Here is a 14,164-nt window from a genome sequence, read left to right as displayed (position 1 = left end):
GGCGCTCAGACCGCCGAGAACACCGACCCGGTCATCCGCTCGCTCAAAAGCTCCAGCGCCCGCAGCCCCGCCAGCGAGTTGCCCGAGGCGTTCAGCGCTGGCGACCACACGCAGATGCTGTAGCGCCCTGGCACCACCGCGACGATGCCGCCACCCACGCCGCTCTTGCCTGGCAGGCCGACCCGGTAGGCGAAGTTGCCGGCCTCGTCATACAGCCCACTGGTGGCCATGATCGCATTCACCTGCTGTGCCTGGCGCGGGCTGAGCACCTGCTCGCCGCTGTGCGGGCAGTAGCCGCTGTTGGCCAGGAAGGCGAAGCCGCGGGCCACGTCGGCGCAGCTCATGGACAGCGCGCAGTGGTGGAAGTAGCTGCGCAGCACCGCGTCGACATCGTTGTGGAAGTTGCCGAAGGCCTGCATCAGGTAGGCCATGGCCGCGTTGCGCGCGCGGTGCTGGTATTCCGACTCGGCCACCACCGTGTCGCTGACGATGCGCGGGTTGGCCGCCAGGCGGCGGACGAAGTCGCGCATCGACAGGGTGGGCGTGGCATAGCGCGACTGGTTGATGTCACAGATCACCAGCGCCCCGGCATTGATGAACGGGTTGCGTGGCCGGCCTTTTTCCACCTCCAACTGCACCAGCGAGTTGAACGCCTGGCCCGAAGGCTCGTAGCCCAGCCGCGACCAGATGTCCTCGCCGCTGTGGTTGATCGCCTGCACCAGGCTGAACACTTTGGAGATGCTCTGTATCGAGAACGGCGTGTGGGCATCGCCCGCGCAGTGCAACTGGCCGTCCAGGCTCTGCACGGCGATGCCCAGCTGGTTCGGGTCGACCTGGGCGAGGGCGGGGATGTATTGCGCCACCTGGCCCTGGACGAGCAGGGGGCGGACGTGGTCGAGGATCTCTTGCAGGAGTGCTTGCATCGGGAAACCTGGTGCGAAGGAAAGGCGCGTTCGAAAACGTTCAGGTAGACGATGGTTGCTGGCTGCGGAGCACATCTGTTCGCGTTGGCTCGCGTGCTGATGCGCAACCTGTAGGAGATCACACAGCCCTTCCGGGCTGCGCTGTCGCGCAGGGAACAGGGTTTCAGCGTGGGAGCGGGCTTGCCCCGCGATAGCGTCGGCACGGGTGACAAGGTTGTGGCTGCCGACGCCGTCGCGGGGCAAGCCCGCTCCTACAGTGATCGCGTTTACGCGTTGGCGGTTGCCTCGAACGCCGTGGAGTATTGCACGCTGCCCTTCGGCACATCACCGCTGAAGGCCAGGGCCTGGAAGTACTCGGCCGGCACGCCCGGCAAGCTCAGGCCCGGTTGGGCCTTGAAACCGAAGCGGCCGTAGTACCCTGGGTCGCCCAGCACCACGCAGCCCTGGCCACCCAGCCCGTGCAGGCGGGCCAGCGCGGCGTTGATCAGCGCCGAGCCGATGCCCTGGCCCTGACGCTGCGGCAGCACCGAGACCGGTCCCAGTCCGTACCAGCCCTTGGCGCCCGACGACAGGCTTACCGGGGAGATCGCCACATGGCCGACGATGGCGCCGGCCTCCACCGCCACCAGCGACACCGTCAGTTGTCCGGCCTGACGCAGGGCAGCGACGATGAACTGCTCGGTGTGGCTGCTGTGTTCGGCGTTGGCAAAGGCGGCCTCGGTCAGTTGGCCGATGGTGGCGGTGTCCTCCGGGCGCTCGTCGCGCAGGCTGATGTCATTGTCGAGATGCCGGCGCGTGTCGGCGTCGATCAGGCCGCGCAGGGCCTCGAACAGCGGCGTGGCGGCGGTATAGCGCTTGCCGTAGTCGAGGTTGAAGGCATAGTCGAAGCCCGGCGGGTTGCGGCCCTGGTTGTGTTGCAGCAGGGTTTCCAGCTTGTCGAGGGCCTTGACCGCCTGCGCCTCGGCCGAGGTGGCGGCCTCGTATTCCTCCCACAACGCCATGATCTCGTCGCGCAGGGCGGCGTCCAGGCTCGACATCAGGTGCAGCAGGTCTTCGCGTTCCTGCCGGTTCTTGTCGGGGAAGCCCTGTTTGCTGACGGCCGGGACGTCGCCGCTGATGGCCTCGCCCAGGTCGTGGACCAGGCACATCTTCAGCACCTTGAGCAGGTCGAGATCGCCCAGTTCGTCGGCGAAGGTGATGGCCATCAGGCACAGCCGCCAGGTGTGCTCGGCGGTGCTTTCGGCGCGGCCGCTGGAGGTGTGGGCGCTGCGGATCACGCTCTTGAGTTGTTCGGCCTGGCGCAGGAAGGCGAGGCGGTTCTGCAGTTTTTCGATGTTCATGGTGACTCCATGTCCTGGGGCGGGTTCAGCGCGTCTGCATGACGAACAGATGATACCCGTACTCGCCCAGGTGGTTTTCGTGGATCTTGAGTTCGCGGCGGATGTCGGCCAGGGCCTGGGAGGCGAAGTCCTCGTCCGCCAGGCTGGCCACGCGTTCGCGCAGCGGCTCCAGATAGTGGCTCCAGGCCTGCTCGCTCAAGGGGAAGTGCGACAGGGTGCGATAGCCCAGGCGGGCGATGGCGGCCAGGCGCGTGTCGACGCTGTGCAGGTCGGGGTAGGCGGCCTGCCAGAACGCCTCGACCGAGGGAGTGAGCCGGTCGGCCACCCGCACCAGGTCGCTGACCACCAGGTAACCCTGGGGTTTGAGAAAGGCGCGCCAGTACGCCAGGGCGTTGTCGAAGCCCATGATGTAGGCGCAGCCCTCGGCCCAGATCGTGTCGAAGTGCCGGGGCGCGAACGGCAGCTGGGTCATGCTCGCGCAAATCGGCGTGACCCGCGCCTGCAGGCCCTTGGCGACCAGGGTCGCGCGCAGGCAGCCCAGGCTGTGCTCGTCGTTGTCCAGCGCAGTGATGTGCGCCTGGCTGTGTTCGGCCAGCAGCACGCTGGAGGCGCCACGACCACAGCCGATGTCCAGCAGTGTCGCGGGGGCTTGGGGCAGGGCGTGCAGTGCTTTGAGTGAATCCTGTGCCGAGCCCGGGCCGAGGTAATCGAGGCCATCGAAAATGCGTTCGAAGTCGGCCATGTAGCGGTCGTGTTCGTTCATGTCGCGGGACAGCCATTTCAGGCGCAGGGCCTGTTTTTCATTGAATCCCTGCCGGCGCAGCCACGCCAGGTGGGCGCCGGGCGCCTGCTGCTCGAGGGCCTGGTGCCAGGGGCGCATGGACGACAAGCCGAGCATCGCCGCCAGCAGGTCACGCGAGCGTTGCCGGGCGGCGATCTCCTCGTCCAGCGTGTGCAGGCGTTCGAGCAGGGCTGCGCGGTCCAGGCGAGCTTCCAGGCAGGCCTGGCATTGCTTCAGGCTCAGGCCGCCGGCCTGTAGTTGCTGCAACAGCCGCAGTTGCTGCAGGTCCTTTTCGCTGTAGGTGCGATAACCATTGGCCTGGCGCCGCGAGGACACCAGCCCGATTTTTTCGTAATAGAGCAGCGTGGAGCGGCTCAGGCCCACCTTCGCCGCCAGTTCGGAAATGCGATACACCGGTCTTCCCCTCATGCAGTGGGGCGATGATGAACCATGAAGTTATAGACAGGTAAAGCGGATTTTCGCAGAAGGGCGCGCTGGTGCCCTTCAAGCCTGGGTGGGCAGGGCGCAGGCTGGATCCACCCCGATTTCCTCCATGAATTCGGCCAGGAACGACGCCAGCCGCTGATGCCTGAGCGCGGCCAGGCGCGCGCCTTCGCCGGTCTGCAAGCCCGAGGCGAGCTTGAGCAGCTTGGTCTGGAAATGCTCGATGGTGAAGCGGTTGTCGCGATAGTCCCGGCCTGCGGCAGTGGGGTTCTCGACGTCGTAGAGCGCCGACCCCATGCGCCCGGACACATAGAAGCAGCGGGCGATGCCGACGGCGCCCATGGAGTCCAGGCGATCGCTGTCCTGGAGGATCTTCGCTTCCAGGCTCTGCGGCGAAAGGCCCGCCGAGTAGCTGTGGGTCATCACCGCATGGGTCACCTGCTCGATGCGCGGTTGCGGCCAGCCCATGTCGGCGAGGATCGCGGCGGCGCGTTCGGCCGACAGCGTCGAGGCCTGCGCACGCAGGGGCGAGTTCTTTTCCACTGCCACGCAATCGTGCAGCACGGTGGCGGCGAGCAGCACTTCGAGGTCGCCGCCTTCCCTGGCCTGGATACGCCGGACATTGCTCCAGACCCGTTGCAGATGGGCGAGGTCGTGGGAGCCGTCGTTACTGTCGGCGGGCAGGTGGGGCAGCAACTCGGCCGCGAGGGTCTGCAAGGGGAAGAAGGGCGTGTTGGTCAATGATGGGCTCCAGCGGATCAGGGGAAAGGCGCAACGTCGAATTGTCCCAGCAACAGCATCAGTAGCAGCAAGAGTACGACAAGGCCGATGGCAGCTGTCCACTCGGCCTCGGCGCGCTCGGTGTACCAGGCGCCCCTGGATGGGTACCTGCCCAGCGTGGCCAGCTTCACCAGTGGCCAACCGAGCGGATAGCACAGGCTGCGGAACAGGACATGAACGGACAGTTCGCTGATCATCGGAGGCTCCTGCGGCCATGGTAAGGACGGTGCCAGGCTGCCCACTGCCGTCAACTGGCGTACTGGGCGATACCGTTGCCGAACGACCAGTTCTCCTTGCGCACCTCGATCAGGTTGATGAACACATCCTCCGGTCGCACGCCGGCCTCGCGCTCGAAACCTTCGGCGATGGCCTGGTACAGCGCCTTCTTCTGCTCCAGGGTGCGGCCTTCGTTGAGGGTGATCTGGATGAACACCTGGCCGTCGGAGCGTTGGATGCCCAGGTACTGCGGGTCGCTCACCAGGTGGTCGCCGTCGTGTTCGGTAAGGATCTGGAAATTGTCGTGTTCGGGCACATTGATCGTTCGCCGCATGCAGGCGTAGACGATCTGGCCGAGTGTGCGCAGATGAGCCGGGTCGGGGTGGCGCTTGATATCGATGCGTACCAGTGGCATGTGGACTCCTTGGACGATGGCCAGGCGAGACGCAGAAGCTGGTAGGGCAGGATCAGGCATGAGCCCGGACAGGCGCCGGGCTCGGGAAGGCAACTACCGTTACTGTGGCAGCAGCTTGGAGGCGCGCTCGCTCGCGTTATTGAAGACCTCGATCAGCCTTTTCGCCAGGGCGTCTTCGATGGCCGCGGCGGTGAGCAGGCCCTGGGTGAAACCGATGCCCTGCTCCTTGGCGACAGCCAGCTGCTGGCTGTTCTCTGCCTCGGCCATGTCGCCCAGGTAGTGGGCAGCACGATAGGCGTAGCGCTCGGGGAGTGTCAGCTGTTCGAGGTCCTTCAGCGAGAGGGCGAACTGGCTGGCGGCGGCGGGCTTCAGGCTGAGTTGCTCGAACTGGAGCAGGCTCAGGCGATCGGTAGTCAAGGCGAATCTCCGTTTCATTGCGGGAACACCCGGTTACTGTCCTGCCTTTTGCCGGTCAACGCAAGGGTGGCCAGGGCAGTGGCGCGAAAAGAATCCGCTTTCCCACGGCATGGCTGGTCCTGCTGGAGGGACAAGGCGGTGCTTGGCTCAGGTGCTAAAACGTTCTAGCCTTCGCGTTTTGCTCATTTTCTTAAGGAATGCCTGCATGATCCCCACCCTCAGCCGCCGCCGCGTGCTCCAGGGCGCGCTCGGCTGCTCGGCCCTGCTGACCCTGCCCACCTGGGCGGACGATCCGTTGCGCCAGGCGATGCAAAAGCTTGAGGCGGCCAGCGGCAGTACCATCGGCCTGTGGGCCCTGGACACCGGCAGCGGTCGGCAGCTGGCCTGGCGCGGCGAAGAGCGCTTCGCCTTTTGCAGTACCTTCAAGGCCGTACTCGCCGGCGCTGTCCTGCACCGTAATGAGGCCGAGCCGGGCTTGCTGGCGCGGCGCATCGCCTATGGCACCCAGCAGTTGGTGGTCTACTCGCCGGTGACCGAAAAACATGTCGGGCCTGGCATGACGGTTGCCGAATTGTGCGCCGCCGCCGTGCAGTACAGCGACAACACCGCCGGCAACCTGCTGCTCGAACTGGTCGGTGGTCCACCCGGGTTGACGGCGTTCGTCCGTGGCCTGGGCGATCCGACCTTCCGCCTCGACCGTAACGAGCCGACGCTGAACACCGCCTTGCCGGGTGATCCGCGTGACACCACGACGCCCCTGGCCATGGGCATGACCCTGCAGCGCCTGCTGCTCACCGATGGCCTGCCCGCCGCCGCGCAACAACAGCTGCAGGCCTGGCTCAAGGGCAACACCACCGGCGACACGCGCATTCGTGCCGGGCTGCCGAAGGACTGGGTGGTGGGCGACAAGACCGGCTCGGGTGACTATGGCGTGGCCAACGATGTCGCGGTCATCTGGCCCAAGGGCCAGGCGCCGTGGATCCTGGTGGTGTTCAGCCGAGGCACGAAACAGGATGCGCCGTGGAACAGCGAGACGATCGCGGCGGCCACGCGGATCGTGGTGGAGGCCTGGAAGGGCTGAGCAAGTGTGCGGGCCACATCGCGGGGCAAGCCCGCTCCCACGAGTGGTTGCGCGTGCTCATCAGCGTGGGAGCGGGCTTGCCCCGCGATGAGGCCACAACAGGCCATCACCCCACCCGCACTCGCCGCCGCTTCTTGCGGTACATCTCGCCATCGGCATGGCTGAGCAGGGTGTCGGCATCCTCGCCATCGCTGGGATAGCAGGCCACGCCGATGCTGCAGGACGGCATCCTGACATCGCCGAACTCGGCCCCGAGCGGCTCCTCCATGACCATGGCGATCTGCTCGACCACCTCGTACACGGCGTCCTCCGACGGCACATCGGTCAGCAGCACGATGAACTCGTCGCCACCGATCCGCGCCACGGTGTCTGCTTCCTGCACGCTGTCCTGCAGGCGTCGGGCGATGGTGCACAGCACGCGGTCGCCGGCCGCGTGGCCGTGCACATCGTTGATGCCCTTGAAGTCGTTGACGTCCAGGAACAGCAGGGCCAGCCGTCGCTGCTGCTGACGGGCGGCGCGCAGGGCGGTGGCCAGGCGGTCGTTGAACAGCGAGCGGTTGGTCAGCTTGGTCAGCGGGTCGTGATGGGCGAGAAAGCGCAGTTCCTGCTCGGCCTGGGTGAGGGCGGTGATGTTGCGCGCGACGCCGATCCGCGCGCCCACCTCGTCGGACCAGAAGGCCGCCCAGAGGATATGCACGATCTCGCCATCCTTGCGCACATAGCGGTTGCGAAAGTCGAAGTGCGGGGTGCCGTCCATGACCCGGACGATCGAGGCGCGGGTGGTTTCCAGATCGTCCGGGTGCATGTAGCGGGTGATCGGGGTGCCGGTCAGTTCGTCGGCGCGATAGCCGAGCAAGGCTTCGCAGGCGTTGCTCACGAACACGATGGTGTCGTCCCGGTCGACCACGAACACGGTGTCCAGCATCAGGTGGATCAGCCTGGGGTAGAGCGCTTGCAGGTCGACGGGCATAGGGCAGGGGTGTCCGATACGGGTAGCCCGGTCATGGTCCGATCACGCAGGGCGGCGGCGCGAGGTCCTGCAAGCCGCCGGGGGCCGCTTGCCGCGCCCGTGCAGCATACACAGGCTCGGGGGCGCGGCACACTACCTGTGGGCAAGCAGACTGTCGGCTGCTTCAGTGCCCCTGTCGGGTGGAAACGGCAACCGCCCCAGCAGCTCGACGATGGTTGTTGCGCAGGCGGGTGCCGGGTTATGCCTCGGCTGTGGAGCGTATGCACCGGCTCACGGCGCAGGACACCGATGCCCCAGAGCAGGCACGCCGGCAAGGCAACGAGGGCCAGGCCGAGGATGATCAGTCCAAGGTAGTAGAACTCTTCCCCTTCCTTGTAGAACACCCACAGGTTGTTCAGGTAGAGGAGGGCGTTCGCCAGCGCACAGGAACCGATAAGGGCCAGGTATTTCGCAGTCAGTTTGAACACGTGCAGCGTTTTCCTAGCGTTCAGGAACCATCGGCCTGGCTGGCCTGGCGCTCGACCAGGCGCGCGCCGCCGGCGTCTGACACGTTGGCCAGGAGCAGCAGCCCTTACTGGTGAAGACCATGAAATATGCGATCCAGTGCTGCCATGACGACATGACTCCCTTGAACATCCTGTTGCTTAGATTGCCATTTTCCCTGGGGTTCGACGAGCGTGTTGCGGCGCCTATGAGATCGAGCGCCGCCCGCGCGGCGCATCGCGACGCAAGGCCGCTCCTACATCTATGGTTACCCCCATTTCTGCAATACTGTACTGAGATGTGCGTGAGTTTGGTTTGCGTCAATCTATACGGCGTCGTGTGGGAGGTTGGTCCCGCGCCTCGATGAAAATCGCGCCCGACGAGCCTAGATATTTGTTCGGCTTCTGAAGCCGAGTAGGAGCTCAGGTTGATCGCCAGGCCGGTATACCGTTCACGTCATCTGTGTGCAGCATCGCAAAACCAGGTGGGTTGTTACTCGTGTGTCTGCAGGGTCAAGCGTTCATGGCGCTTGACCCTGCATCAAATTCGCTGTGGTGTGCCGTGATGGCCCAGGCGATTCGGGCCAGTTTGTTGGCGATAGCGCACACCACCAGGTTGGGGTGGTGAACACGTAGCAAGCCACGTACCCAGTCCGCCAGCTTGCCGGTTTTGCGCTCCAGCCCAATCAGATAGACCCTCGCGCACTGGATCAGCAGTCGTCGCTGATTGCCGTCGCCCCGCTTGCTGATTCGCCCCAGGCAAGGTTTGCCGCCTGTCGTGTGCTGCCTGGGAACCAGGCCTATGGAGGCTGAATAATTTCGCCCACAGCGGAACTGCTTACCATCACCCAATTCCGCAGCCAGGGCGGTAGCGGTGATCGGGCCAATACAAGGTATCGACATCAAACGGGAAGCAAGATCATCGCTAACGGCCTGGCTATGCACTTCCTTGTCCAGAGCCTTGATCCGATCATCGAGATAGCGGAAGTGGGCATGTAGGTCCAGCAACAGCTTCTTGATCAACGGTGAGAAGGTACTGTCGTCCAGCAGAATGGGGAGCTCCCGGACCGCCTTGAAGGTGGGTGCCAAACTGACCCCCACCTCGAGCAAATAAGCGTGGATGCGGTTCATGGTGGCAGTACGGTCTCTGATGAAGCTGTCGCGCAGTGAATTGAGCATCGCCAGCGCCTGCTGGGCCTCGGTTTTGGGAGGCACGAAGCGCATCTGATCGCGGGTTGCCGCCTCACCGATAGCGGCAGCATCGGTAAAGTCATTCTTGTTGCTTTTCACGTAGGGGCGAACGAACTGTGCGGGAATAAGTTTGGGCGTATGACCCTGTCTCGTCACCTCTCGCGCCATGAAATGAGAGCCACCACAGGCCTCCATCGCCATCGTACAGGGCGCAAGATTGGCAAGGTGGCGGATGAGTGACTCACGGTTGAACCTGCGGTGATAGAGCTCATGACCCCGATCATCCTGAGCGTGTACATGGAAGCTCAACTTTCCCAGGTCGATGGCGATGATGGCGACAGTGTTCATGGCGTTGCACTCCGATAGGCACCCTGTGAAAGCTTAGAGGGCTGACACAGGGTGGGGCGGGGGTAGCCATTTCATTATTTGTTGCAACGTGCCGAACCTGTCAGGCCATGGTTGCCCGCCTTGGTGCATGTCTTGAGACAGGTGAGGCGGCAGTAGTGCCCACGCTGAAACCGCGGCGTACCCACAAGGCGTACCAGGTAATGGGGCAGGATTGACTGGCCCGAAACAGATGTGGGAGCGGCCTTGTGCCGCGATGCGCCGCGCGGGCGGCGCTCGATCTCAAGAGCGCTGCAAAGCTACCGTCGAACACCTCGAAAGGACCAGCCCTCAAAGCCTGCCGATCCGCTCCAGCTCACCCTCCAGCTGATCCCGCCCAAGGCTGGCCAAGGGCAGGGCAAGCAACGCCCGGCAGCGCCGTTCGATATGCGCCAGGGTGGCGCGGAAGGCGGCGTCGATGGTCTGCTCGTCGCCCACCACCTCGGACGGATCCGCCAGCCCCCAGTGGCACTTCAGCGCCGGGCCGAAGTACACCGGGCAGGTTTCTCCGGCGGCCTTGTCGCACACGGTGATGACGATGTCCGGCGGGTTGTCCGCGAAGGCATCGTTGCCTTTGCTGCTCAGCCCCTCGATGGCGATGCCGGCCTGTTGCAGGGTGCTCAGGCTGCGCGGCAGCACCTGGCCCCGGGGAAAGCTGCCGGCGCTCACGGCCTGCAAGCCCGGCGGCGCCAGGTGGTTGAACAGGGCTTCGCTGAGGATGCTGCGGCAGCTGTTGGCTGTGCACATGAACAGGACTCGCATGGGGCGCTCCGGGTATCAAAGGCTCAGGCGCAAGGCCAGGGCCGAGAGGGTGATCAACAGGACCGGCAGGGTCAGCAGGATGCCGACCTTGAAGTAGTAGCCCCAGGTGATGCGCATGCCCTTGCGCTCCAGCACGTGCAGCCAGAGCAGGGTGGCGAGGCTGCCGATGGGGGTGATCTTGGGGCCCAGGTCGCAGCCGATGACGTTGGCGTAGATCATCGCTTCGCGTACCAGACCCTGGGCATCGCTGGCCTGGATCGACAAGGCGCCGATGAGCACGCTGGGCATGTTGTTCATCACCGACGACAGCAAGGCGGCGAGCAGGCCGGTACCGAGGGTGGCGCTCCACAGGCCGTGCGCGGCCAGGCGGTCGAGCAGTTGCGTGAGCAGGTCGGTGAGGCCGGCGTTCTTCAGTCCGTACACCACCAGGTACATGCCCAGCGAGAAGATCACCACCTGCCAGGGCGCCTCGCGCAGCACGCGACGGGTGGAGATGCGATGGCCGCGGGCGGCGACGGCGAACAGCATCGCCGCGCACACCGCCGCCACCGCGCTGACCGGCACGCCCAGCGGTTCCAGGGCGAACAGCCCGACCAGCAGCACCAGCAGCATCCAGCCGCCGACCACGAAGGTGGCGCGGTCATGGATCGCCGATTCGGGGGCCTTGAGCGCATCGAGGGCATAGTGACGCGGCAGGTCGCGACGGAAGAACAGCCACAGCACGCCGAGGGTGGCGGCGACGCTGACCAGGTTCACCGGGACCATCACCGCGGCGTACTCGCCGAAGCCCAGGCCGAAATAGTCCGCCGAGACGATATTGACCAGGTTCGACACCACCAGCGGCAGGCTCGCGGTGTCGGCAATGAAACCAGCGGCCATGACGAACGCCAGGGTCGTGGCGGCCGAGAAGCGCAAGGCCAGCAGCATCGACATGACGATGGGGGTGAGGATCAGCGCGGCGCCGTCGTTGGCGAACAGCGCCGACACCGCCGCGCCCAGCAGCACGCAGAAGGCGAACAGGCGGTAGCCGCTGCCATTGGCCCAGCGCGCCACATGCAGGGCGGCCCATTCGAAGAAGCCGGCTTCATCGAGCAGCAGGCTGATGATAATGATGGCGATGAAGGTGGCCGTGGCGTTCCAGACGATGGCCCAGACCGCCGGGATGTCCTGCAGCGAGACCGCGCCGACGGCCAGGGCGATCAGCGCGCCGAGTGCCGCGCTCCAGCCCACGCCCAGGCCACGGGGTTGCCAGATCACCAGCACCAGGGTGAAGACGAATACCGCGATCGCGATCAGCATGGGTGTTTTCCGGGGGCAGGTTCAGCAGCAGGCGGCGCGTTGCGGGCGGCCGTCCATGTGCTGCAGGCGGGTGGTGTTGTCGTGCAGCCAGGTTTCGTTGGCTCGCAGGGTCAGTTGCAGCAGGTCATGCACCCAGGCGGGGAGCTGTGGGGCGAGGCGGTAGTACACCCACTGGCCCTGGCGGCGGTCCTGCAACAGGCCGCAGTTGCGCAGTTGGGCCAGGTGGCGGCTGATCTTCGGCTGGCTGTCGCCGAGGGCGCACATCAACTCGCAGACGCACAGCTCGCCCGACTGGGCGATCAGCAAGGTGGCACGGGCGCGAGTCTCGTCGGCGAGGCATTTGAATACCTCGGGAGGCGTGAGCATGGTGATGGCCTATACATATGGAAAATCGAATATACGTATTTCCGTATGTATCGCGCAACCCCATCGCGGGGCAAGCCCGCTCCCACGCTGTGCAAGCTAAATCAGCACGTTATGTTTTGTTCCAGAGGGAAGCAGGCAGCGCGTGGGCTGTTCAGCGGCGATAGTAGCGGTGGTCGTCGTCATAGCGATGACGCAAGGCGCGCTCGTGATGGCGTTCCCAGTAGCGTTGGCGTTCCATTTCCCGGCGGTGCTGCTCCCGGCGCCATTGTTCGCGGCGCCACTGTTCCCGACGCCAGTCGTCGCGGTGATCGTGCCAGCGCTCGTCGTGCCGGTAGCGGTCGTCATGGGCCAGCAGCGCTGCCGAGGGTGCGCTGGCCAGGCTTGGCCAAGGGTTTTCGCTGGCCTGGCGGTCCGCCAGGTCGAGGGTGTGAGGTGTCGAAGTCTTCATCGGTGCGGCGGATGCCGAGCCTGCGGCCGCGAGTGCGAACAGGCCAACGAGCAGCATGCATTGGGCAGGGAATTTCATGAGAGAAGACAACCTCTGAATGGCAGGTGAGCGTGCGTTCGGTGGCTGTTGGAGCAACCGAGGAATGCACTCACCCAATAGACCGGGAAAATGGAAAAAGTTCTGGAGGGGTGGTTGCTTCGGGAGGTGTTCGCCGCAGCTCTTGCAGCGCCTATGAGATCGAGCGCCGCCCGCGCGGCGCATCGCGACGCAAGGCCGCTCCTACATCTATGGTTACCCCCATTTCTGCAATACTGTACTGAGATGTGCGTGAGTTTGGTTTGCGTCAATCTATACGGCGTCGTGTGGGAGGTTGGTCCCGCGCCTCGATGAAAATCGCGCCCGACGAGCCTAGATATTTGTTCGGCTTCTGAAGCCGAGTAGGAGCTCAGGTTGATCGCCAGGCCGGTATACCGTTCACGTCATCTGTGTGCAGCATCGCAAAACCAGGTGGGTTGTTACTCGTGTGTCTGCAGGGTCAAGCGTTCATGGCGCTTGACCCTGCATCAAATTCGCTGTGGTGTGCCGTGATGGCCCAGGCGATTCGGGCCAGTTTGTTGGCGATAGCGCACACCACCAGGTTGGGGTGGTGAACACGTAGCAAGCCACGTACCCAGTCCGCCAGCTTGCCGGTTTTGCGCTCCAGCCCAATCAGATAGACCCTCGCGCACTGGATCAGCAGTCGTCGCTGATTGCCGTCGCCCCGCTTGCTGATTCGCCCCAGGCAAGGTTTGCCGCCTGTCGTGTGCTGCCTGGGAACCAGGCCTATGGAGGCTGAATAATTTCGCCCACAGCGGAACTGCTTACCATCACCCAATTCCGCAGCCAGGGCGGTAGCGGTGATCGGGCCAATACAAGGTATCGACATCAAACGGGAAGCAAGATCATCGCTAACGGCCTGGCTATGCACTTCCTTGTCCAGAGCCTTGATCCGATCATCGAGATAGCGGAAGTGGGCATGTAGGTCCAGCAACAGCTTCTTGATCAACGGTGAGAAGGTACTGTCGTCCAGCAGAATGGGGAGCTCCCGGACCGCCTTGAAGGTGGGTGCCAAACTGACCCCCACCTCGAGCAAATAAGCGTGGATGCGGTTCATGGTGGCAGTACGGTCTCTGATGAAGCTGTCGCGCAGTGAATTGAGCATCGCCAGCGCCTGCTGGGCCTCGGTTTTGGGAGGCACGAAGCGCATCTGATCGCGGGTTGCCGCCTCACCGATAGCGGCAGCATCGGTAAAGTCATTCTTGTTGCTTTTCACGTAGGGACGAACGAACTGTGCGGGAATAAGTTTGGGCGTATGACCCTGTCTCGTCACCTCTCGCGCCATGAAATGAGAGCCACCACAGGCCTCCATCGCCACCGTACAGGGCGCAAGATTGGCAAGGTGGCGGATGAGTGACTCACGGTTGAACCTGCGGTGATAGAGCTCATGACCCCGATCATCCTGAGCGTGTACATGGAAGCTCAACTTTCCCAGGTCGATGGCGATGATGGCGACAGTGTTCATGGCGTTGCACTCCGATAGGCACCCTGTGAAAGCTTAGAGGGCTGACACAGGGTGGGGCGGGGGTAGCCATTTCATTATTTGTTGCAACGTGCCGAACCTGTCAGGCCATGGTTTCCCGCCTTGGTGCATGTCTTGAGGCAGGTGAGGCGCCAGTGGTGCCCACGCTGATGCCGCGTCGTACCAACAAGGCGGACCCGGTAATGGCACAGGATTGACTGGCCCGAAACAGATGTAGGAGCGGCCTTGCGCCGCGATGCGCCGCGCGGGCGGCGCTCGATCTCATAGGCGCTGCAAGGGCTGTGGC

The 14,164-nt window shown here is 64.3% G+C and carries 15 protein-coding genes and 1 pseudogene; 1 reads left to right on the top strand and 15 read right to left on the bottom strand.

Annotated features, from left to right (window positions below):
* Positions 1-5: 5 nt before the first annotated feature.
* The 8 genes and pseudogenes from glsB to ACZ899_RS09510 form a co-directional block, all read right to left on the bottom strand.
* Positions 6-923, bottom strand: a complete 918-nt coding sequence (gene glsB / locus ACZ899_RS09545) for a glutaminase B (protein WP_028691427.1) — start codon at positions 921-923, stop codon at positions 6-8.
* Positions 924-1,189: 266 nt separating this feature from the next.
* Positions 1,190-1,732, bottom strand: coding sequence for a GNAT family N-acetyltransferase (locus tag ACZ899_RS09540; protein ID WP_442800034.1), 543 nt, complete (start codon positions 1,730-1,732; stop codon positions 1,190-1,192).
* A pseudogene (locus tag ACZ899_RS09535) lies at positions 1,706-2,263 on the bottom strand (HD domain-containing protein); the annotation flags it as partial. The gene ACZ899_RS09540 and the pseudogene ACZ899_RS09535, both read right to left, overlap by 27 nt.
* Before the next feature lie 25 nt (positions 2,264-2,288).
* On the bottom strand, positions 2,289-3,458 hold the full coding sequence (locus ACZ899_RS09530; RefSeq protein ID WP_234562451.1) for a MerR family transcriptional regulator: 1,170 nt from the start codon (positions 3,456-3,458) through the stop codon (positions 2,289-2,291).
* 90 nt (positions 3,459-3,548) lie between these two features.
* Positions 3,549-4,229: an HD domain-containing protein gene (locus ACZ899_RS09525; RefSeq protein ID WP_234562452.1), complete on the bottom strand. Its 681-nt coding sequence runs from the start codon at positions 4,227-4,229 to the stop codon at positions 3,549-3,551.
* A 17-nt stretch (positions 4,230-4,246) separates the two neighbouring features.
* On the bottom strand, positions 4,247-4,465 hold the full coding sequence (locus ACZ899_RS09520) for a hypothetical protein (protein WP_189657284.1): 219 nt from the start codon (positions 4,463-4,465) through the stop codon (positions 4,247-4,249).
* A gap of 50 nt (positions 4,466-4,515) precedes the next feature.
* Entirely contained in the window at positions 4,516-4,899 is a 384-nt protein-coding gene (locus ACZ899_RS09515) for a tautomerase family protein (RefSeq protein WP_234562453.1), read from the bottom strand.
* Between the two features lie 99 nt (positions 4,900-4,998).
* Positions 4,999-5,316 carry a hypothetical protein gene (locus tag ACZ899_RS09510; protein WP_203647290.1) on the bottom strand — a complete coding sequence of 106 codons (318 nt, stop codon included), beginning with the start codon at positions 5,314-5,316 and terminating at the stop codon, positions 4,999-5,001.
* A 205-nt stretch (positions 5,317-5,521) separates the two neighbouring features.
* Between ACZ899_RS09510 and bla the strand changes: the two genes are divergently transcribed.
* Positions 5,522-6,397 (top strand): class A beta-lactamase, encoded by an 876-nt coding sequence (gene bla, locus ACZ899_RS09505; protein WP_442800033.1) that lies wholly within the window; start codon positions 5,522-5,524, stop codon positions 6,395-6,397.
* A gap of 106 nt (positions 6,398-6,503) precedes the next feature.
* Here bla and ACZ899_RS09500 read toward each other — a convergent pair whose 3' ends face one another.
* From ACZ899_RS09500 to ACZ899_RS09470, 7 genes are all read right to left on the bottom strand, one after another.
* The gene (locus ACZ899_RS09500) at positions 6,504-7,367 is read right to left on the bottom strand and encodes a sensor domain-containing diguanylate cyclase (protein ID WP_234562454.1); all 864 of its coding nucleotides are present in this window, start codon (positions 7,365-7,367) and stop codon (positions 6,504-6,506) included.
* A gap of 995 nt (positions 7,368-8,362) precedes the next feature.
* Positions 8,363-9,388 carry an IS110 family RNA-guided transposase gene (locus ACZ899_RS09495; RefSeq protein ID WP_485627593.1) on the bottom strand — a complete coding sequence of 342 codons (1,026 nt, stop codon included), beginning with the start codon at positions 9,386-9,388 and terminating at the stop codon, positions 8,363-8,365.
* Positions 9,389-9,715: 327 nt separating this feature from the next.
* Positions 9,716-10,186, bottom strand: a complete 471-nt coding sequence (locus ACZ899_RS09490; protein ID WP_234563132.1) for an arsenate reductase ArsC — start codon at positions 10,184-10,186, stop codon at positions 9,716-9,718.
* 15 nt (positions 10,187-10,201) lie between these two features.
* On the bottom strand, positions 10,202-11,485 hold the full coding sequence (locus ACZ899_RS09485) for an arsenic transporter (RefSeq protein ID WP_234563131.1): 1,284 nt from the start codon (positions 11,483-11,485) through the stop codon (positions 10,202-10,204).
* Between the two features lie 21 nt (positions 11,486-11,506).
* Positions 11,507-11,851 carry a metalloregulator ArsR/SmtB family transcription factor gene (locus ACZ899_RS09480; RefSeq protein ID WP_110739533.1) on the bottom strand — a complete coding sequence of 115 codons (345 nt, stop codon included), beginning with the start codon at positions 11,849-11,851 and terminating at the stop codon, positions 11,507-11,509.
* 151 nt (positions 11,852-12,002) lie between these two features.
* Complete coding sequence (locus ACZ899_RS09475) at positions 12,003-12,377, bottom strand: hypothetical protein (protein WP_234563130.1); 375 nt, start codon at positions 12,375-12,377, stop codon at positions 12,003-12,005.
* Between the two features lie 457 nt (positions 12,378-12,834).
* Entirely contained in the window at positions 12,835-13,860 is a 1,026-nt protein-coding gene (locus ACZ899_RS09470; RefSeq protein ID WP_485627223.1) for an IS110 family RNA-guided transposase, read from the bottom strand.
* Positions 13,861-14,164 lie beyond the last annotated feature (304 nt).

The sequence above is a fragment of the Pseudomonas sp. TE31087 genome (assembly GCF_057284075.1).
This window is presented reverse-complemented; position numbering and strand designations above follow the sequence as displayed.

Coding starts and splice junctions, on each gene's coding strand:
- ACZ899_RS09470 (WP_485627223.1), bottom strand. CDS start 13,860: ATGAACACTGTCGCCATCATCGCCATCGACCTGGGAAAGTTGAGCTTC.
- ACZ899_RS09520 (WP_189657284.1), bottom strand. CDS start 4,465: ATGATCAGCGAACTGTCCGTTCATGTCCTGTTCCGCAGCCTGTGCTAT.
- ACZ899_RS09500 (WP_234562454.1), bottom strand. CDS start 7,367: ATGCCCGTCGACCTGCAAGCGCTCTACCCCAGGCTGATCCACCTGATG.
- ACZ899_RS09480 (WP_110739533.1), bottom strand. CDS start 11,851: ATGCTCACGCCTCCCGAGGTATTCAAATGCCTCGCCGACGAGACTCGC.
- glsB (WP_028691427.1), bottom strand. CDS start 923: ATGCAAGCACTCCTGCAAGAGATCCTCGACCACGTCCGCCCCCTGCTC.
- ACZ899_RS09475 (WP_234563130.1), bottom strand. CDS start 12,377: ATGAAATTCCCTGCCCAATGCATGCTGCTCGTTGGCCTGTTCGCACTC.
- ACZ899_RS09490 (WP_234563132.1), bottom strand. CDS start 10,186: ATGCGAGTCCTGTTCATGTGCACAGCCAACAGCTGCCGCAGCATCCTC.
- bla (WP_442800033.1), top strand. CDS start 5,522: ATGATCCCCACCCTCAGCCGCCGCCGCGTGCTCCAGGGCGCGCTCGGC.
- ACZ899_RS09485 (WP_234563131.1), bottom strand. CDS start 11,485: ATGCTGATCGCGATCGCGGTATTCGTCTTCACCCTGGTGCTGGTGATC.
- ACZ899_RS09495 (WP_485627593.1), bottom strand. CDS start 9,388: ATGAACACTGTCGCCATCATCGCCATCGACCTGGGAAAGTTGAGCTTC.
- ACZ899_RS09515 (WP_234562453.1), bottom strand. CDS start 4,899: ATGCCACTGGTACGCATCGATATCAAGCGCCACCCCGACCCGGCTCAT.